Raw genomic sequence first — 20448 nt, forward strand, 5'->3', positions numbered from 1 at the left:
TGGGATGCTGCACCCACTGAGTGCGCTGGGTGAGCATCATCTGCTTGACCTGCTGAGTGGCGGTGAACCAGCCTGAGACCTTCTCCACTGCCTGGGCCTTCTCCCTGGCTTTCTTCTCCCTGGCCCTGAATTCCTTGTACTTGCCGGGGTCCGCTATGAAAAAGTCAAGCAGGCCTATTATGGCGAGGGCAAAGCATATGCGGCCGAAATAAATAGCCACACCTGCTCCACTGGCTGCCGCTATCCCGAAGGATAATACGCTTGCTGTGATGGCGATATGCAGCGATACCAGGATATGGTTAGCGATGATCCAGCCCCGCTCTAAAGCGGGACGCTGATCCGTCTTCGTGTCGCCGGGAGAGCGTTTCTGAGGCTTTGATTGGTTGGCATCTGCCGCCTGACGCATTGAAGAGGATTCGCTCCCCAAGTAAATATTCGTTTTATTTCTCAGGGCTTCGAAGAGGGGTTTATCCTGTTTTTCGAGTATGGAGTTAACTTCGCGGAGTGCTGCGATGTAATCTGATACCTCGTTGCCTTTGATCTGGACGCCGCAGTCCTTGGCCAGAGAATCGATGATGGAGAACATCTCTTTCCTGATGAGGCCGTAGAGTTCCTCGCTCTGGATATGGGCCACGGCTCTGGCCAGGGCCAGGGAAACGGAGAGTATGGCGTTCATGCCCAGGTTCTGCTTGCGCTGCATGGCCGTTGTGGAGGCCTCCGGGTCGTTAGCGTTGAGCTTGCCGCGTTCGGCGGACAGGTCCCGTTCCAGTTTCAGCAGGGTGGTATCGATATCTCTCAGGGAGAGGGTAGTCAGGTTTTTGCCCTCGAAGTGAGGGGCTATCCTCTTAGTGACATTGTCCGCAGCGTTAAGGCAGCCCTTGCCCTCGTACCTGGAAGCGCGTCTGAAGAGCTCGATGAGAGCGGCGTCCTGTGTGGCCTTGACCTGGGCGTCTTCTGTCTTCTTGTTAAACACGTAGACGCCGGTCTCAGTTTTCTGGAAGAGGTCGGGGTGTTTGTCGATGACGGTCTTATGGTCGGCGTATTCGATAATGGAATCGACGAGGTGGATGGCCTCGCCGGAGCCCGCGGATGTGCCGAGCGGAGTGGCGCCCTTGAACTTCATGACGGCGCCCACGGATGGGATATCGATCTCGATCTCGACGCCGACGGTAGGGATGCCTGCGTTGGTGGACTCTTCGTAGGCGGTGAACTTGCGGATGAGGGCCTCTTCGCCGGGTTTGAGGCTGACGGACTTGAGTCCTTCCTCGAGCTTGCGCATGAGGACGATGCCGCTCTGGTACTTGAAGAGCCTCTCGGTATTGGCTCCGCCGCCTGCTTTCAGTCCCAGCGAGTTCATGGACAGAGCGATCTGTGTTTCCATGTCGTCGTTGGGCGACTTGGAGCGGTGAGATATGACGAGCTCCTGGCCCTTGCCCAGGGCCACGAGCATGGCCAGTATGGTCTCGTAGATAGTGCCTATCTGATTGGCCTTGATGAGCGATGTATTGATGAGGGACTCGCGGGAGGCCATCTCTATGGTCTTATCGTTGGTGACGATGAGGTCGTCGCCGATGATCCAGATACGGTCGCCGAGTTCCTTGAGGATCAACTTCCACCCCTGATAATCGTCCTCGGCGAAGCCGTCCTCGATGGAGATGATGGGTATCTCATACTTCTGGATGGCGTCCTTGTATATGGCCAGGATGCCGTCCCTGTCCATGGTGAGTTTAGACTTATCCCTCCAGAAGAGGTACATGCCTACGGCATCGGGCATGTTGTATTCCTTGCGGTAGGCGTTCTCGAGCTCGCTTAAGGCCGGGTCCAGGCCGATGGCCACGTCTTTTCCCGCCTGGAAGCCGCACTCCTCGATGGCCTGTTTCATCATGGCCCAGAGCCTGACCTCTGGCAGGGGGTACTGAGCTTTTTCGATATAGGGGGCCAGACCGCCCTCGAGGCCGATGCCCATGACGCGTGAGCCTTCCTCTTTCTCGATGATCTCCTTGAGGCGGTTCTGGAGCCTGACGGTCATCTCCTGAGCTTCCTGCCAGTTCTTGACGCCGAGTATGACGAACATGGCTTCCTGCATGCTGAGGTTGGATTCAGGATACTCCTTTTCGGTGTGCCTGCCGCCCATGCCGCAGTTGCGGAACTGCCAGGGGACGGTGACCCTGCCCAGTGTGGGATGCTGCACCCACTGAGTGCGCTGGGTGAGCATCATCTGCTTGACCTGCTGAGTGGCGGTGAACCAGCCTGAGACCTTCTCCACTGCCTGGGCCTTCTCCCTGGCTTTCTTCTCCCGGGCTCTGAATTCCTTGTACTTGCCGGGGTCCGCTATGAAAAAGTCAAGCAGGCCTACCGTGGCCAGGCCTAAGCACAAACGTCCGGCGTAGACGGCGGGGTCTATGTCCAGCCCCATGCCCACGCCGATCAGCGTGATTGCTATCGGGAAGAAGATAAAGCTTAAAATCCTGCTCGTCTGCGGGCCGGCAGCGGAGACCGCCAGGTTGAACGGCGCATCGGGATAGAAGTTCAGTCCGTTCTTGATAACGCCGGGGAACCTGCCCGTCGGGATGAGTGCGTACATCTTGAGATACCACAGTATCCTCTTCGGCAGCGGCGCGGCCATGTTGGCCTTGGCCTGCGGCAGCAGCTTGGCATTGAGCGCATCGACTTTTACCGCCTTTAAGTAGTGTCCCATCTCGTGTATGGCGATGGCGGAATGGCAGGTGAACCAGAGGAAGGCCAGCGATATCAGCGTCTCCCACGAGGCGAACAAGCTCCTGAGGACTTGGCCCTTTAAAACAACGTCAGTCGTGGATAGTGTGCCAAAAAGCAGGAGGCCGATGGCGAACGGAGCCATGAATAATGCCATCCTGCGGCTCATACTGGGGCCGCTGGCGGAAACAGCCAGATTGAACGGCGAGTCAGGATAGTAGTTCAGGCCGTTCTTTACCACGCCGGGGAACCTGCCCGTTGGTATCAGCGCGAACATCTTGAGGTACCATAGTATCCTCTTCGGCAAGGGTGCGGCCATGTTGGCCTTGGCCTGCGGCAGCAGCTTGGCGTTCAACGCGTCAACCTTTACTGCCTTTAGGTAGTGTCCCATCTCATGTATCGCGATGGCGGAATGACAGACCAGCCAGATGAAGAATAAAGAAATAAGCGCACCCTGCCATGAGGCGAAGATGAATCTAAGGGAGTCGTTTCTCAGGTCGGGGGGCAGGGACAGCAGGCTTGATATATAAGCTACGTGGAACGATACGAGGATATGGTTGGCAATTACCCAGCCCTTCTCAAGATAGGACCTTTGCGGAATGGAAGAGTTAAGGGATAGCTCCGTTTTTCTCATCCCTTGTTCCTGAGAACTGGTATCAGGGTACTGTGCAGCTTTACGCTTAATAACGACCCCTCTTGAACGTAAGATTAAGGCGAATTTGTGACAAATAGCCCCTGCGAATACAAGTTTAATAGTCTATATAGAATACTTTTAGATACGTATCATTGTCAATATTTCATGAGGGAAAATGGTTTTTTATGTCATATTGGGCTCATTCGTCCCGCGATTATCGATGCATCTTGCGGGCAGACACGGGGGTCTGCCCCTACATTTTGATTTCCTCTCCCTTGAGGGGAGAGGATGCAGGTGAGGGTGCGATTCGTCATTCCGGTGAAAACCGGAATCCACGGGGCGGGTTTGATGAATCAAACCCCTACGACTCGTCCTTATCCACCTTTACGAAAGGGAGACTAGGGTGATTTATTCAATAGAGGATGTGTGTTACGTTCGCTCCTGATGCCTGTGCTATAATAATTTCGCATTTATTTCATCATCGGAGGTCAGGAATGACAAAAGTCGGTATTATTGGAGGTTCCGGGCTCGATGACCCGCAGTTGTTGAAATCCGCTAAAGAGAAGCATATCACGACGCCTTACGGTAATCCGAGCTCGGCGCTAACGGTCGGCGCGATCGAAGGGCGCGAAATCGTCATCATTTCGCGGCACGGCAAGCAGCATACCATCCCGCCGACGCATGTCAATTTCAGGGCTAATATTCATGCGCTGCAAAGCCAGGGCTGCACGCACATCCTGGCGACGACGGCCTGCGGCTCCCTGCGGGAGGAGATCGGGCGGGGGGACCTTGTCATCCTGGACCAGTTCATCGATTTCACACGCTTCCGGCCGATAACCTATTTCGACACCTTCCCTGCCGGCGCGGAGAACGCCAAACACACCGCGATGTCCGACCCGTTCGACGAGTCACTGCGGCAGAGGCTCATCGCGAGTGCTGCTGAGCTGGGGCTGAGTTTCCATAAGACGGGCACGGTGGTCACCATCGAAGGGCCGCGGTTCTCAACTAGGGCTGAGTCCCGTATGTTCAGGATTTGGGGTGCCGATGTTGTCAACATGAGCATCGCCCCTGAGGCCATCCTCGCCAATGAGGCCAAAATCCCATACGCCGCGGTAGCTATATCGACGGATTACGATTGCTGGAAGACGGATGAGGCGCCTGTTGAATGGGCTGAGGTGCTCCGCATCTTTGAGAAGAACGTTGAGCGCGTGAAGGAACTGTTGCTGAAGACGATTAAATCGTTGTAGAGTTTGTCATTGCGAGGAGTCCTTCCATATTTCTTGATATCATGGAAGGACGACGTGGCAATCTCGTCATATTTATCGATTTACGTAGGGGCACGGCGCGCCGTGCCCCTACATCGTTAATCGTCATTCCGGCGTAGGCCGGAATCCAGGGGGGTGGCGGGTTTGATGAATCAAACCCCTACGACCGCCGCTCCTCCCCCTTTGCCAAAGGGGGACTAAGGGGGGGTGTACATATCACGTTTGACGACGATGGTTATGCTGCCTATAATTCTGGCAGGTGTTGAATCGGATTTATGCCGTTGTTGGGTGAATAGATATGAAGAGAAACGATATCAGTGACAAGCTTATTCATTTTACTGGGCCGCAAGACGATTGGGATAGAGCTTATTCTCAACTCAAATCTATTATTGGGGACCGCTTTATTCGTGGTGGTAACGGAATGATTCGGAGCGGTGACCGTTGTGTTTGTTTTACTGAAGCACCTCTTCTCTCACTTTTGGATGGGTTTGTGAATGAATCAAACTACAGCCGATATTCGCCATTTGGCATTATGGTTGATAAAGCTTGGCTTTTTGAAAGGGGTGGGCGTCCGGTAATCTATCAGTCAGAATCGGAATATGCTGCGCTACCAGAGCAACTACAATGGCGACATGTAAGATATGAACCAACTGGAATAACACCGATCGATTTTACTTGGGAGCGTGAGTGGCGAATAAAATGTGAACGATTAGTCTTTTGGCCAAATGAAGTAGGTATAGTCGTCCCTTCACGTGATTGGGCGAATGCCCTTGTGTTAGACCATGAGAGGGAACAAGATGACGAAGTCGAAATGTATTCGCTAATTATGAATGAGTCTCTGGCAGAACTATACCGAGAAGATTTTCCGTGGCGAATTTATATACTTGGTAATTGACAGATATCCTATTATCCTCACCCCCCAACTACTTCTCCTTATCCACAATCTTCACAAACCGCCGCTTGCCCGCCTTGAGGATGCTCCCGTTCTTTATCACCGCCGTTTCGGCGGTCACCTTCTGCCCGTCGAGCTCGACCGCGCCTTGAGTTAGCAGGCGTCGGGCGGCGCTCTTGCTCTCGGCTAGGCCTGCGGCTGTAATCAGGTTCGCAAGCTGAACGGGCTCGGCGCTTATGGGCGTGCGGAATTCCGGTATCTCATCCGGCATTTCCTTCTTCTGCACCGTCTTCTCGAAATGCGCCTGCGCGTCGGCGGCCGCCTGCTTGTCGTGGAACTGCTCCACTATCTCGCGGGCCAGCTTCTTCTTGAGCTCCATCGGGTTTATCGAATTGGAGGCCAGCGCTTTGCGGTGCTCGTCCAAGTCTGCGTCGGGCATGTCGGTGAGAAGCTCGAAGTAGTTCATTATTATCGCGTCGGGGATGCTGAGGACTTTGCCGTACATGTCGTTGGGGTTCTCTTCCACGGCGATGTAGTTATCCAGGCTCTTGCTCATCTTCTGCACACCGTCCGTGCCCACGAGGAGCGGCATGAGGAAGACCTGCTGCGGCCTCTGTCCCTCCATCTGCTGCAGCTGGCGCCCCACCAGACAGTTGAACATCTGGTCGGTGCCGCCGAACTCGACATCGGACTTTATCATGATCGAGTCGTAAGCCTGCAATAAAGGATAAAGGAACTCGGTGATGGCGATGGGCTTGTTGTCGGCGTAGCGCTTGGAGAAATCGTCGCGCTCCAGCATCTGCGCCACGGTGAACTTGCTCGTGAGCTTGATGACATCGGCCAGGGTGAACTTGCCGAACCACTGGCTCTGCCACTCCACCTGCGTCTTTTCCTTATCGATGACCTTGAAGAATTGCTTCATGTAGGTCTCGGCGTTGGCGCGCACCTCCTCGGCGGAGAGCATGGTGCGGGTCTGCGATTTGCCGCTGGGGTCGCCGATCTGCGCTGTCCAGTCGCCGACGATGAGGATGACCTGGTGGCCCAGCTCCTGGAACTGGCGCAGCTTGCGCAGGCCGACGACATGCCCGAGGTGGATGTCGGGGCGGCTGGGGTCGAAGCCCTGCTTGAGGCGCAGCTGCTTCCCTGATTCGAGCAGCTTGACCATCTCATTGCGCAGGATGATATCGGTCACGCCGCGTTCCAGCAGGCGCTTCATCTCTTCTTTTGTCGGCTTTCTCACATGTTCCATAATCGACTACCTATCAATCCCCCTCAGTCCCCCTTTTATAAAGGGGGATTCCAAGGGGATTTTTGTAGGGGCGCGGTTTTCGCGCCCTTCATTGTGGGCTGGATGACCCAGCCCCTACATTTTCTATACAGATGAGATTGCCACGCCGTCCTTCCGCATATTCCTAATGGGGAAGGGCTCCTCGCAATGACATTAGCGATTCTATACATTTGTCTTGGACTGTTCCAGCAGAACTCGTGCCAACTCCACGTCTTTTGACATCTGAGCCTTCAATTCCTCGGGCCCCGGGAACTTCATCTCATCGCGCAGACGGTCCACGAGCTCAAGGGTCATCTCCTGACCGTACAGATCGCCGTTGAAATCCACGATAAAGACCTCGATGGTGCGGTGTTCGCCTCTGAAAGTGGGACGCACCCCGATGTTCAGCACGCCCTTATAGCGCTTGCCGTCCAGCAGGGCATAGCAGGCGTAGACGCCGTCGGCGGGCAGCGCCTGTTCCTCCTCTGGTACAAGGTTCGCCGTGGGATACCCCAGCGTTTTGCCGCGCGAATCGCCGTGCTCCACCTGGCCGTTCAACGCAAATCGACGTCCCAAAAACTTGTTTATCTTGCCGATCTCGCCGCGTGCCAGCGCGCCGCGAATCGCCGTACTGCTGATCACTTCTCCCTGGTGCAGCAGGGGCGGCACGACCTCGATCCCAAAGCCGAGCTCCTCGCTCAGAGTCTGTAGCGATTGTATGTTCCCTTCCCTGCCCTTGCCCAGCGCGAAGTCGGGCCCGACTACAATTTCCTGCATCTTGAGATGGCGCATCATCAGGTCGATATACTGGCGGGCGCTGAGCCGGGAAAGCTCGTGCGTGAAAGACAGCGTTACGACGTGGTCGATGCCCAGGTTCTTCAGTAGCTTTACGCGCTCTTCGATGCTGGTGATGAACGTTATCTGGCTTTGATGCCCCAGTATCAATCGCGGGTGATGTAAGAATGTTACGACGACGCTTTCGAGATTCTTCTCCGCGGCTTTTTCTTTGACCTTGCTTATCAGTAGCTGGTGTCCCAGGTGGACGCCGTCGAATACGCCAATCGTTAGCGCGGTGTCGCGCTTCGGTGCGATTAATGCCAGTTCTTCTTCTATGAGCATAGTATCCTCGATTGTAAGTTGCGCTACGGCATGCTCCGTCCGATCGATGATGCCACGGGTGTAACAAGCGTCATGAGACGGTTGAAGTTCTCGAAAGTAAGCGACTGAGCGCCGTCCTTCAGAGCGGTGTCGGGTGTGGGGTGCACCTCCACCATGAGGCCGTCGGCTCCGGCGGCCACCGCGGCCAGCGCCATCGGCGTTACCAGATACCATTTGCCCGTGCCGTGGCTCGGGTCGGCGATGATGGGCAGATGGCTCAGCTTCTTGATTATCGGTATCGAGTCCAAATCCATCGTATTGCGCGTATAGGTCTCGAACGTCCTGATGCCCCTGGCGCACATGATTACTTTGTTGTTTCCCTGAGACAGTATGTATTCGGCGGAGAGCAGCCACTCCTGAATCGTCGCGGCCAGCCCGCGCTTAAGCATGACCGGCTTCTTGCTCTTGCCGACCTCGTCGAGGAGGAAGAAGTTCTGCATGCTGCGCGCCCCAACTTGAAGGATGTCGGCGTATTCCGCTACCAATTCCACATCCTCGGGGCTCATTACCTCGGTGATCACAGGCATGCCCGTTGCTTTGCCGGCCTTTTCCAGCAGCTTCAAACCCTGTTTGCCCAGGCCGCGGAAACTGTACGGAGATGTGGATGGCTTATAGGCGCCGCCGCGCAGGATGTTGGCCCCCGCCGCCTTCACCGCCTGGGCGACGGATATCACCTGCTCCTCGCTCTCCACGGCGCACGGCCCGGCCATGACGGCCAGCTTGTTGCCGCCGATAGTCACATTGCCGACCTTGATTGTAGTGGGTTCAGGCTTGAACTCCCTGCAGGCCAGCTTGAAAGGCTTGCTTATTGGAACGACCTCTTCCACCTGAGGCCATGTCTCAAACGTGTCTTTCAGCTGTGGATATGTTTGCCCTACCACGCCGACCACGGTGCGTTCCACGCCCTGCGATACGTGGCCGGTGAAGCCCATCTGGCTGAGCCGGTCAAGGAGTTCCACTACGTCCTTTTCCGAATGTCCCTGATGCATTACGATGAGCATTCTTTATTCCTCCGCATCGCAGTCGCCATCATCCGACCTCAGGACGGCGGCCCCTTTGAGATAAATATGTTTTATATCGTCCGGCTTCTTATCGGTATTGAACAGGATAAGTATGCGCAGGCATGATTGCAGGCTGTCCGGCACGTTTATCTCACGGCTGCAGAGGAGCGGTGTGTTCGACATGCCCATCTCGCGAGCCGCCCTGGCCGGGAAGGCTGCGTTCAAATCGTCAGTGACCGTGAAGATAATGCTTGTGATATCGTCGTTGCCGACGCCGTTTGCTTTGATTATTTCATGGAGCAGCTCTTTTGTCGATGCGTATATGCTTTGCTTTGTGTTGGCATCGACCGTTGTAGCTCCTCTAATACCGCGGCATTTCATTTGTATTTAACCTCTGAAAGCGAAAAATCGGTGAGACCGGTTAAGATATTATCATAAATATGAAAGCAATGGAATTGTAGGTGAAGTGCGCAAAGATGCACGGCCAGATAGATTTGGTCTTGATGTAAAGCCATGCTAAAAGCAGTCCTAACAGGAAAATGGGCACCATGGCGCCGGGTTGCAGGTGGGCTAAGGCGAAAATAAACGCGCTGACAACTATCCCCCAGCCTTTTCCGAAGCGTTTGCTGATTCCGGGCAGCATGAAACCCCTGAAGAATGTCTCCTCGGCTATGGGCGCTACGACCATAGCGAAAAGACCGAGCATGGTCCAGTTGTACCACGTTCCCACGAAATCGGCTGGCAGGGACGAGGGCGAATCGGCTCCCGTCTGCACGATTATGAAGTCGTATAGAGAGCCGACGGCTATGCCTAAGAGTACAACGGACGCGCCGAGCAAAAGCCCATTGACGTTGCTGTTGCGGAAGCCCAGCGCGCGCCATCCGCATCTGTATTTGCGAACGCTGAAGAGCCACACGGCGAGAATCATCAGCGCGTAAAGGGGGAGCCCCGCGATGATAAGTATAAACCAGCTTTCGAGCACCCAGTCTGAGCCCGACAATGCGAAAAGCGCAAGAAACACAACCAGGAGCCCTATAATAGCGACAGTGGAGACGATTGTGAGAAGGGTCGCTTTACCGACATCTCCTATTGTCCAGGGCACCGGTTCCGGGCTTTTGTTCTGTTGGAGGTTTTCTTCCATCATATGTCAGTATACGGCAGCGGGGCCTCCGCTGTCACACCCGCCTGTGCCAGTTCCTCGATATCCGCTTCGCTCATGCCGAGCAGCTCGCCGAGGACGTAGCGGTTGTGCTCGCCGAAGCACGGGGCGGGTCGCTCGATGCGGCCGTGGGTGTGGCTCATCTTCCACGATATGCCCGGCAAAATGTGTTTCCCCGCCTCCGGGTGTTCTATCTCTGTGAAGAAGCCGCGCTCCTTGAGGTGCGGGTCGTTTACCAGTTCGGCGGCGTCAAGCACGGCTCCGGCCTTGATGCCGTGCGACTGAAGTATCTCCGCAAGCTCGATATTGTCGCAAGCGCTCGTCCAATTACCGATCAGTTCGTCGAGCTCATCCCGGTGCGCCAGCCTGCCGTCGTTCGTGTCGAATTTGCCATCGCGACTCCATGTCGTGTCGCCCATAGCCTCGCGTAGAGCCTGCCACTCCCCGTCGGACTCGATAGCGATCGCTATCCATTTATCGTTGCCTTTTGCGCGGTAGCAGCCGTGGGGGGCTATTTTGGGGTGCTGATTTCCTATTGGTCGCACCGGTCGATGATTCATCTGGTAATCCATACACGCCTCGCCGAGCAGGGGCGTGAGCGCCTCGCGCATGGACAGGTCGATGTATTGCCCGACGCCTTTGTTTTGTCGATAACGCAGCGCTGCCATGATGGCGAAGGCGGCGTGCAGGCCCGCGGCGGCGTCGGCGTAGGCCACGCCCGGCTTGAGCGGCGCGCCGTCCGGGTAAGCGGTAAGTTTCGATAGACCGCTCATGGCCTCTATTCCCTCGCCGTAGGATACGCAGTCGCGGTACGGTCCGTCTTGCCCGTATGCGGAGATCGATATCATTATTATTTTAGGATTGATGTCTTTCAGCACCGCATAATCGAGCCCGAAGTTGTGCATGACGCGGGGGGAGAAATTCTCCACCACCACGTCGCTTATCGTCACAAGACGTTTGAATACATCGACGCCGCGCGGTTTCGACAGGTCGATGGTTATGGCGTATTTGTTGCGGTTGACCTCGTTGTAGTAGGCGAAGCGGTTGTAGGAGTGCTCGCCCGTGTCGCCGCCGGGGAATGATGCCCCGAAGTCCCCGCCCGGCTTCATCCTTGGCAGTGAGCCGCCCCGCCCCGACCTGGCGGCGCACTCGATGCGGATGACCTCGGCCCCCATGTCGGCCAGCAGCTTTGTAGCATACGGCCCGGCGAAGACCTGCGAAAGGTCGATGACGCGCACGCCGCCGAGGGCCAGCCTGCGTTTAGATGACATTGCGCTCCCTCAGTTTTCCCATTTCATCGCGACTTAGCTTCAGGGTGTCGATATATATCTCATCGTTGTGCTCTCCCAGCAGCGGGACCCGATTGATGTCGGCGGGCGTCTCGCTCATTTTGAACGGCGCTCCGGGGTATTTAATCGTTCCGGCTGGGAGGTGGTCGATCTCCTGAAAATATTTTCTCGACTCGTATTGCGGATCGACGTCGAGCTCCTCGACGCCCATGACCTTGGCCACCGGCATTCGCCATTGCTGACCCGTTTCGAATATCTCGTCCGCTGTGCGGCTTTCCACCCACGGTCGTATATCCGCCTCCACCTCGTTGGTGTGCCGGTATCGCAGGATAGACGCCAGGTGAGGCTGCAGGAGCTGCGGCGCTTCGACCATGGTCGCAAAATGGTCCCAGTAGGCGCTGGACTCCATGTGTACGTATCCGTTTTTGGCCTTCATTAGCGCCGCGGGGCATTTGGAGCGGTGGCGCGCGCCGGTGCGGTTCAGCACCGTTCCGCTGTAGCTGTAGGTGCTGACGGCACCCTCCAGTATCGAGGCGACGGCTTCCTGAACCGACACGTCAATGTACTGCCCTTCGCCGGTCGCGTCGCGGTAGAACACAGCGCAGAGTATAGCGACGGCGGCGTTGAGCCCGGCCTGGTACTCGGCCTGGGAGAGAGGCAGCTTGAGCGGCTCACGGTCGGGATCACCGGTGAGGCGCATGAGCCCGCCCATCGCTTGAGCAACCAGGTCGCAGCCGTTCCAGTCGCGGTGCGGCCCGGTCTGCCCGAAATAGGATATCGAAGCCATTATGATGCCGGATTTAAGTTTCGCTAACGCCGCGTAGTCGATTCCGAGATTCTTCATCGTCCCCGGCTTGAAATTTTCGACGATGATATCGGCATGTTTTACCAGTCGCTTGAATATATCGCGGCCGGATTTGTCGTCGATATTTAATGTGATGCTTTTCTTGCTCGTGTTGAGCAGGAGGAAGAGTCCGTTCTTTTCGATGTCGGGATTATTCAGGGTATCCCGTAGGGGCAGACCCGTGTGTCTGCCCGATGTGGGCGAACACGCAGGTTCGCCCCTACAAAATTGGTCGAGGTTGGAGGCGTGCCGGCTGTCGTCTCCGATTATGGGCTTTTCGATCTTGATGACGGTTGCGCCGTAATCGGCAAGCAGCTTGGTGCAGTAAGGCCCCGAGATGTTCTCGGAGAGGTCCAGAACCGTAAGTCCGGAGAGCGCGCCTTCAGCCACGGTTCACCTCTTGAGGCTGTCCACCGCTTCTTTTTGCACCGCGAACAGTTGCTTTATGCCTGTCTCCGCCATCGCCAGGATAGTGTCGATGGTCTTTTTGCTGAAGGGATTTTCCTCGGCAGTGCCCTGCACTTCCACGAACTTGCCCTCGCCGGTCATGACCACGTTGAAATCAACCTCGGCCCACGAGTCCTCGTCGTAGCACAGGTCGAGCAGCTCCTCGCCCGCGACCACGCCCACGCTCGTCGCGGCCACGGCGCTCTTGATGGGGTTCGATGATATTATCTCTTTCGCTCTGAGCGTGTTGAGCGCCTGGACCAGCGCGACGTATGAGCCGGTGATTGCGGCCGTCCTGGTGCCTCCGTCGGCCTGGAGCACGTCGCAGTCGACCATGAGCATGCGCTCGCCCAGCGCGTCCAGGTCCACCACCGCCCGCAGCGAGCGCCCGATGAGGCGCTGTATCTCGCGGGTGCGCCCGCCCTTGAGGCTGTCCTCGCGCGATATCCTGGTGTTTGTCGAGCGGGGGAGCATGCCGTACTCGGCGGTGATCCAGCCCCGCCCCTGGCCCTTGAGGAAGGCGGGCACGCGCTCCTCAAGCCCGACCGCGCAGATGACCTTTGTGTTGCCCAGCGTGATAAGCGCCGAGCCGTCGGCATAGGGCTGGAAGCCGGTGGTTATCTTGACCGGGCGCATCTGGTTGTTGGCTCGTCCGTCCCGCCTTTTCATGAAATCTCCCCTCGATTTTTTCAGGATGCCGATTGAGTATCATAGAGTATAACATCGCGGCGGATGAGGGGGCAAATGTGGGGAGGGGGAGTACTGCTTTTGAAATCGAGGCGCGGAGACTTGCGCTCGGACTAAAGTGCAGCTTATGCTGCAACATTGAGAGAGTTATTATGTGTTAACGTTACCCAAGTAAGTGATCATGTATATCTTGTAAAAATTTTACTTCTTCTCGATTTAACCTTTTTTCCTTTGTTCCTTCATGCGCCCAAAGATTTCTATAAGAGTTAAAAACCGAGAGCCATTTAAGTTTCTCATCTTTGCTATTAAACCCATACCCAACATCTATAGAAAATATCTCATCGAAAGTCCTGAAATCAGAGGCCAAGGGGTCTGGTTTTTTAGTCCAATATTTTTCAATAATTTTCTTGTAATCAGTTACAAAAAACATATCAGTCCATGGAATATCATGCCTACCTAAACCATCCTTATATTTCTTTTCCATTTCCTCTCTAGCCCTAGCTTCACAATCACGTTGAATAGCACCAATTTCGATATCCCAATTATCCCCGAATAATGCTTTTAATGTTCCAATAACTTGATTTTTAATACATCTTTCGATTTCTGTGCCTAACTTACGGCCAGTATCTTGTAATTCTTCATCTTGCCTCTCTAACCAATCAACAAAATCTGGAGGCGTATATTCTGGGTATTTTTCATTTACTAAGCTTTGAAAACGTCTAAACCATACGCTTTCTGCACCGGCACCCAACTTCCCCAATAAATATTCATTATCTTCATCAGATAAGCCTTGTATGCCCTTCAGTAGAACGTTTAAATATTTTTCTACTGCTTCAAATCTTTTTTCAGGAGGCGTCTTTGGATCTACATTGCCAATACTTGCCTCAAAGGTATTTAAACTTCCTATTAAACTTATAAAGGCATACGTTCCTCTATTAGAGAGGATAAGGTATTGATCGCGCTCAAATACATCAGGGAAATTTTCTTCAACGAATTGGTAACATAGATTAATAAACTTAACGATGCTATCTCTAGCACGGTTCATTTCAGAATCGTGATTATGGTTGTGGATGTCATACAAAGTAAACTTAGAACTTTCCTCGTCATATTTATTGCCTCTAGCAATAGGTAATAATCCAGATACGGTAAGAACTTTAGCAAAGGGATTGGCGGAAAGTAGAGCCTTATCCTCTCCAATAGATATTTTGTTATATAACGGACCGCTTATCAAACTACCGAGCTCTTGTATTACTGAAGATCTGAGAGCTTTCAACCTCAAATCAATCCTCTCAGAATCCCAATACAAATCTTCTTCAAGAGTAATTCTAAGCGTGGGACTTACAGCTTTTTGATTCTCGTTTATATCCATAAAAATAGATAACTGTTCAGTCGAAGTAAGCCCCTTAAATGCAACTACAGGAATAGTATTCGTGTCTTTAAAGTCTGACTGAGCATAGCCATACACACGATGTTGGCCGTCAATAATATATGCAATTGCATAAGCATTCGGTATTTTCAGTGTGCCAAAACGAGAACGAGTAACAGCACCTCTGGAGGACGCTTCAAACTGCAATGTGTTTTTTTGCTTACTAAAATTAAGAATTACTGAATTAGGAAAGTATCCCCCACCTTCGATAAATTTTGAGATGCCCTTTAGCCTACTTGGTTGCAACAGCCTTTGGTATGTAGGCATTTCACTCTCATTTGCTTTTGTCCTATGAAGGATAAAGCCCATTTTTAATAAGAGGTGGGGTTCAATAGAAAACATATAATACTGCTTTCCTCCCATATCCCCTTCTATTGCAGGAACTTCAATTCTGTCCTTACTAATTAACTCTCCCTTAAAAAGTAAAGCTAGAAATTGGTAATGAGCTGCGTTTTTATAATGCTTGATTAAGCTATTAATGTAATTGTATGTATTATCGTTGTAAAAGAAAGACCCCGTAGATAGCAATCTTACAACATCAGCACTTGTACGGTCGAGCCTCAAGTTTCTCGTTGCGAAGATATATTTAACCTTCTTACCTTTACCAAATAACTCTTCTAACGTCTTCCTAAACCCGTCCAACCGGAGAGGAAGTCCCTCAAAATCTGTTTTAAAGGATGGTGCCTTTGCATGCTTTTCGCTGGATTTACACTCAACCAGCAAAATACAATCTTCACCGACAGCAATGACATCAATTTGTTTTTTCTCTAGAGGATCTTTTCCAAAGGGCAACTTAAAATCATTAGTGAAATTAAGATGTCTAAAGCCTAGTTCATAAAACTGACACCAAATGTCATCCTCAAACTTATCATTATGACTTTTAGCTTTCCTAAGTCTCGTTTTAGTTTTTAGAGGTTTACCGAATTCCTCCCATCCTTCATTAAGAAAACCTTCAACCAGATTGTGGGCAACATTCTTTACGTGAAAATCACTTTTTTTTGACGCATAAAGTTTGCCCAGTTGAGACGGGTCATTTGTAAGTTTCCTTCTTAGCTCGGCTGCTTCTAGGGGATCAATAAATGACATAGTAAAAATCCTTATTCATTTATGTTCTAGATATATTTCTTAACAAACAGTATCCCAACCAATTCGAATCAGGACCTCGCTAGTGACTCCCCTATGACTAGATTTGCCTGCAATTACACTGCTGCGCTCAATTTTTTCGATCTTATACATTCCTGCATATAGCTTATGAATAGAATGATGATCGGCGTTTGTCATTGTAATCATAGCCCCCCTACCAACGGCAGAAGTTATTGCGTCCTTTAACCTCTCTTGATCTGCCCAACTAAATATCTTTTCATTGTATTCTAAGAATCCATTGGAATTATGATTAACTGTATATGGGGGATCAATAAAAACAAAGTCACCCTTACCTGAAAGCGATAGCGTTTTCTCAAAATCTTGACACAGTATCATGCCCTTACTAAGCCGCTTGGCAATATTTTCAAAATTATCTGTATCTAGGAGAACCTTGTTTTTTGTGCCTCTAGGCACGTTAAATTTTCCGTGGAGATTCACACGATATAGCCCATTCCAGCAAGTACGATTCAGATAAAGAAATCTAGCTGCTTTAATGAATCTTTCCCGTGGCTGTGACTCTCTAACTTGATAATAGTAATTGTCGCAATGTTTTTTCTGATGTAATCGAAGAAGCTTTTCTACTTTTCTGAAATCATCTTTAATAGCGTTATAACAATTTATAAGTTCTGGATTCAAATCAGAGATAATATGCGGTACTTCTGGTAATGAAAAGAAAACAGCAGCCCCGCCCAGGAAAGGCTCTATGTATCTTTTGTAGCTAGACGGGGCTATTTGAATCCCATTCTTAACAAGCCATCTCTTTCCACCAGCCCAACTCAAAAACGGCTCTAATTCACTCTTATTTTGATTACTTAACTGCATAACTCTCTTCAATCTCAATGAGTATTCGCGCTTACTATCTCATCGGGTCAAGCGAGATACTCCGAGTAAGTGGTTCAAGTGTAATCAAATAGTGTATGCATGTCAACGCACTTCGCTGTCAGCGCAGGCTGGGGGTGGCAAACGCGGGGAGGGGGGCTGGGGTCCCTATTTATCGTCAGGCTCCTTCAGCTTCTTTCGCGACGCAGCCGGCGGCAGGAAATTTTCGCCTGTCACCACCCGTCTGCCTGTTTTCTGTTCAAGTTCGCGCCGCGCCTTTTTCGCGATTCCGCCGCCTTTCTTCCCAGCCTCCGCATTTTCGTCCATGCCGGTTGCCTCCACGCTTTCGGCGATCTGACGGGTGGACATCTCCGCCAGCGCGGTGAAGATCAGCTCGGCCTCGTTCATGTGGTCGCGAAGATTTTGGGTTTTCAGCCCCTTGATCTCCTTGTGCTGCTTGACAGAAACTTCGCTCCATTCCTGATGGATGATATTGGTTAAAATGGCGAATTCGCCCTCGCCTTTAACATCATGATCTTTCCAGTAGTCGGTCAACTTGTTGCGGGTTTCCTGCCCCATCATCCGCTGCTGTATCCATTTTTCGCTGCGGCCGTGCTGTTTCCAGTATTCTCGGGCGCGGTCGAGCGAGCGGGCCGGATCGCTCATGTCCTGAATGCGTTCGTAGCCGACTTTGGCCAGCCAAAGCTTTATCGGTTCGGCCCTCGGACTGGGAACGGACTGGATAATGCGCAGAAGTGTTTCAGGATCAGCCACATCGGTGAGATATGACTTTCCATCTGCCGCGAGCAGTTTCAGTCGGTTACATTTTGTAACCGACTCACTTCCTTCTTTCTTAAGCCGATTTTTGAGCACTTTCCAGTAATTTCTCGCAGCCTGAAAATCCCTTTGCTGAATCAGCGCCGCGACGATATCCACCACTGAAAAATACCAAGTCTCCGATTTCTCATCGAAGACACGCCGAATCTTGAAGTTTTCAAAGACGGCCAGTGTATGTTCCCTATTCATTGCTGCTACCTCGTTTCGAACTCAGGGGCGATTCAGGTAGGATAGAGTATATCATCGCATTTGTCGAGGAGTAAAAATGTGAGAGGCGATAAGAGGCGCCCTACATGCCTGCTAAATATCGAACCTTATCGATATAACTCCGGCTGAATCCCCTTAAATAGAATTTCCCGTTTTCGTATGCCTCAACGTCAATCGGATATCTGGATATGGCCCATGTGATTATCCCGCTCACACAAAGTATATACACAAATAGCCACGAGATTATTTCTCCCAGCACCACAGCCGCAACAAAAGCAGCGATTACCACGAGCCAGACCGCGCAATTGATGTTCTTACGCTTATCCAGCTGCGTCCGGCATTTATCGCAAAGGAAGTAACTAACGTTGGCTCTCTTTCTAAGGATTAGGTAAATGAATACCACAGCTAACACATTGAAGAAAAATATCAGCAACCACCACAGAGGATTGCCATAATATAGGGTCTCATTCACTCTTTTTCCGTGCTTCTCTTCGCTTCCGCACTTCACGCAAATGTCAGGCAGGAGAATCGGCGACGCGCCAACGATGCGTTTACCTTTTATCTCATATTTGGACGGCGAATGGACATCGTCGTTCTTATATCGCCGTGTCGTATGAATACTGAGCTTCCCAAGGCGTCTCATGACAAATCCTTCGCAACACATTCATCCGGCATATTCCATGCGGATTCAGCGGGGCTGCCCGAACCTATTTCCACATCCGGATATGCGCATGGGCTTACAGTTCTATTTCTTTCATATTCGCTTTGAGTAGCGTAGACAGCTCCGGTTGCTATCCCGATGCAAACGATGAATGCGATTACGGTGATTATGGCGACGCGGTGCCTTGTAAATGCGGCTGGTTTCTTGAATATATTGTACGCTGCCTGGATTATCAGCCCGATAATACTATAGGAGACAAGTGAAGCAAAGAGATATACTTGCGGGACCCGAAAGACCCAGGGGATGGTGTAGTGAGCCTGGGGAGAATACGGGTCGCCTAGATGATTGATTGCATAACTGGAGACCTCGTCTCCTAAACACACGCCGATGAAATTGGAGATCATCAGCCCTTCTCTATGTTCTACGAGTCCTGAAAACGTGCCCGCGAACAGGCCGAATACCGCAAAGCCGGCGAAAATGATGTAGCGTTCGCTAATGCCTATCTTGTGGAGGAGGAAAACCACAACGAGAGTTGCTAAGATACAGCTTAGTAAATAAATAAGCATCACTCGTATTCCTTTGTCGGATGCATTGCTGTTGAGTGAACGCTGATATCTTGCATCCGATTCATTTTCTTAATCCGATTAGGTCAAGCAGTAAGACCTTATAGAGTACATAAAGTCTAGCCGCTATACTCGTATCTGTCAAGGCGTTCAGTTGTGGGAAACGTTGCTCTTGCTGGCAACTGAGCCGCAGTGGGAATATAATAGGCTCGTAATGAAAAGCTATAATCGCACGCCGAGGGAGCCCTGCAGCGACGAGATAGACCTCCACGGTCTCATCGCAGACGAGGCGTTGTTTCGCCTTGACAGGTATCTCAACGACGCTTATATGACGGGGCTGGTGCAGGTGAGGGTCATCCACGGCAAGGGGACGGGCACGCTGCGCCTGGCGGTGCGCGAGATGCTTAATAATCATCCGCTGGTCGAGTCGTTCCGTCTGGCGCATATCGAGGAGGGCGGGGGTGGGGCCACCATAGTGGAGATGGTAAAGTATTAATCGATTAACGAGGTTTGTCTAAAGTGACCAGAATTCTGGCTATATCCGACACACATACCAAGAGCCTCAGCGCTTTGCCCAAGGCTTTACTGGATGAGATCGGGAAAGCCGATGTCGTGGTTCACTGCGGCGATTATACGGAATTGTCGTTTCTGCAGGAGTTACGCGAAGCGTCGAAGCGCTTCGTGGGGGTATACGGCAATATGGACTCGATGGACATCCGCCGGACGTTGTCGGCCAAGACGGCTTTTGTGGTGAAGGATAAGAGGATAGGCGTGATACATCCTCACTGGGGCGGCGCGTCCGTCGGGATCGAGGAGGCGATCGCCAAGGAGTTCCACGGCGTCGAGCTCGTATTGTACGGGCACACTCACGATGCATGCTGCGAAACGCGGGACGGGGTCACATTCGTAAATCCCGGGCAGGCGTACGCGGACGACATGGCGAAGGCCACTGCGGGCATTGTGATCGTCGGCGATAAGGGATTTGAAATAGAAATAGTTTCGTTTTGATTAGCGGTCAAATGTCGATACCAGTCGACCAATAAGTAGAAAGGGGTAGCATCGTGTTGCTACCCCTTCTGTTACCCGGTTCGGGAAACAAGCAGAAAATTTACACAAATCAAATGTAGTCTTACTCACTGCTTTGCTGAGCAGACCGGGAGTGGAATGCAGCCGCTTCGCTTCAAAGTTACAGGCCTAAACAGTATTAGTATACTATTTGCCTTCGTATTTGAAGGAAACGTTAACCTTGGCGCGATATGCGCGCACTTTGCCGCCTTCGATCTGCAAATCGAGCTCTTTGATCTCGGCAATTCTCAGATCGCGCAGGGTTTTGGCCGCTTTCTCAACCGCGTTCGCGGCGGCCTTCTCCCATGATACGGTGCTGGTTCCAACCAGCGTGATGACTTTGTAGACGCTATCTGGCATGATCCCCTC

Annotated in this window: 19 protein-coding genes; 4 read left to right on the top strand and 15 right to left on the bottom strand. The window is 52.2% G+C overall.

Annotated elements, in window-relative coordinates; translation table 11 throughout:
- Window positions 1-3349: hypothetical protein (locus WC562_07705; GenBank protein MFA5056037.1), on the bottom strand; the 3349-nt coding region annotated here is incomplete at its 3' end.
- A gap of 494 nt (window positions 3350-3843) precedes the next feature.
- On the opposite strand from WC562_07705, the gene mtnP reads away from it, so the two are divergent.
- Window positions 3844-4596 (top strand): S-methyl-5'-thioadenosine phosphorylase, encoded by a 753-nt coding sequence (mtnP, locus tag WC562_07710; GenBank protein ID MFA5056038.1) that lies wholly within the window; start codon window positions 3844-3846, stop codon window positions 4594-4596.
- A 316-nt stretch (window positions 4597-4912) separates the two neighbouring features.
- Entirely contained in the window at window positions 4913-5509 is a 597-nt protein-coding gene (locus tag WC562_07715; protein MFA5056039.1) for a hypothetical protein, read from the top strand.
- A gap of 28 nt (window positions 5510-5537) precedes the next feature.
- Here the strand turns inward: WC562_07715 and tyrS are convergent, their stop codons facing one another.
- The 13 genes from tyrS to WC562_07780 form a co-directional block, all read right to left on the bottom strand.
- A complete protein-coding gene (gene tyrS, locus WC562_07720) occupies window positions 5538-6755 on the bottom strand; it encodes a tyrosine--tRNA ligase (GenBank protein ID MFA5056040.1) in 1218 nt (405 codons plus the stop codon).
- 201 nt (window positions 6756-6956) lie between these two features.
- Window positions 6957-7892: a bifunctional riboflavin kinase/FAD synthetase gene (locus tag WC562_07725; GenBank protein MFA5056041.1), complete on the bottom strand. Its 936-nt coding sequence runs from the start codon at window positions 7890-7892 to the stop codon at window positions 6957-6959.
- Window positions 7893-7915: 23 nt separating this feature from the next.
- Window positions 7916-8932: a 3-deoxy-7-phosphoheptulonate synthase gene (gene aroF / locus WC562_07730; GenBank protein MFA5056042.1), complete on the bottom strand. Its 1017-nt coding sequence runs from the start codon at window positions 8930-8932 to the stop codon at window positions 7916-7918.
- Window positions 8933-8935: 3 nt separating this feature from the next.
- Window positions 8936-9313, bottom strand: a complete 378-nt coding sequence (gene aroH, locus WC562_07735) for a chorismate mutase (GenBank protein ID MFA5056043.1) — start codon at window positions 9311-9313, stop codon at window positions 8936-8938.
- 40 nt (window positions 9314-9353) lie between these two features.
- Window positions 9354-10076, bottom strand: coding sequence for a type II CAAX endopeptidase family protein (locus WC562_07740; protein MFA5056044.1), 723 nt, complete (start codon window positions 10074-10076; stop codon window positions 9354-9356).
- Window positions 10073-11362 carry a CoA transferase gene (locus tag WC562_07745; GenBank protein ID MFA5056045.1) on the bottom strand — a complete coding sequence of 430 codons (1290 nt, stop codon included), beginning with the start codon at window positions 11360-11362 and terminating at the stop codon, window positions 10073-10075. Before WC562_07745 ends, WC562_07740 begins: the two co-directional genes overlap by 4 nt.
- Window positions 11352-12614: a CoA transferase gene (locus WC562_07750; protein ID MFA5056046.1), complete on the bottom strand. Its 1263-nt coding sequence runs from the start codon at window positions 12612-12614 to the stop codon at window positions 11352-11354. Before WC562_07750 ends, WC562_07745 begins: the two co-directional genes overlap by 11 nt.
- 3 nt (window positions 12615-12617) lie before the next feature.
- Window positions 12618-13340 carry a ribonuclease PH gene (rph, locus tag WC562_07755; GenBank protein MFA5056047.1) on the bottom strand — a complete coding sequence of 241 codons (723 nt, stop codon included), beginning with the start codon at window positions 13338-13340 and terminating at the stop codon, window positions 12618-12620.
- 181 nt (window positions 13341-13521) lie between these two features.
- Entirely contained in the window at window positions 13522-15870 is a 2349-nt protein-coding gene (locus WC562_07760; GenBank protein MFA5056048.1) for a DGQHR domain-containing protein, read from the bottom strand.
- A gap of 39 nt (window positions 15871-15909) precedes the next feature.
- Window positions 15910-16749, bottom strand: coding sequence for a Dam family site-specific DNA-(adenine-N6)-methyltransferase (locus tag WC562_07765; GenBank protein MFA5056049.1), 840 nt, complete (start codon window positions 16747-16749; stop codon window positions 15910-15912).
- 165 nt (window positions 16750-16914) lie between these two features.
- Complete coding sequence (locus WC562_07770) at window positions 16915-17772, bottom strand: hypothetical protein (protein MFA5056050.1); 858 nt, start codon at window positions 17770-17772, stop codon at window positions 16915-16917.
- 100 nt (window positions 17773-17872) lie between these two features.
- Entirely contained in the window at window positions 17873-18433 is a 561-nt protein-coding gene (locus WC562_07775) for a hypothetical protein (GenBank protein MFA5056051.1), read from the bottom strand.
- Window positions 18430-19017 carry a hypothetical protein gene (locus tag WC562_07780; GenBank protein ID MFA5056052.1) on the bottom strand — a complete coding sequence of 196 codons (588 nt, stop codon included), beginning with the start codon at window positions 19015-19017 and terminating at the stop codon, window positions 18430-18432. The genes WC562_07775 and WC562_07780 overlap by 4 nt, the downstream gene beginning before the upstream one ends.
- A 211-nt stretch (window positions 19018-19228) precedes the next feature.
- On the opposite strand from WC562_07780, the gene WC562_07785 reads away from it, so the two are divergent.
- Entirely contained in the window at window positions 19229-19510 is a 282-nt protein-coding gene (locus WC562_07785; GenBank protein MFA5056053.1) for a Smr/MutS family protein, read from the top strand.
- Between the two features lie 23 nt (window positions 19511-19533).
- Entirely contained in the window at window positions 19534-20022 is a 489-nt protein-coding gene (locus WC562_07790; GenBank protein MFA5056054.1) for a YfcE family phosphodiesterase, read from the top strand.
- Window positions 20023-20226: 204 nt separating this feature from the next.
- Here WC562_07790 and WC562_07795 read toward each other — a convergent pair whose 3' ends face one another.
- Window positions 20227-20439: a dodecin family protein gene (locus tag WC562_07795; GenBank protein ID MFA5056055.1), complete on the bottom strand. Its 213-nt coding sequence runs from the start codon at window positions 20437-20439 to the stop codon at window positions 20227-20229.
- Window positions 20440-20448: the final 9 nt, after the last annotated feature.

This window comes from Dehalococcoidia bacterium, assembly GCA_041649635.1.
Lineage (GTDB): Bacteria > Chloroflexota > Dehalococcoidia > E44-bin15 > E44-bin15 > JAYEHL01.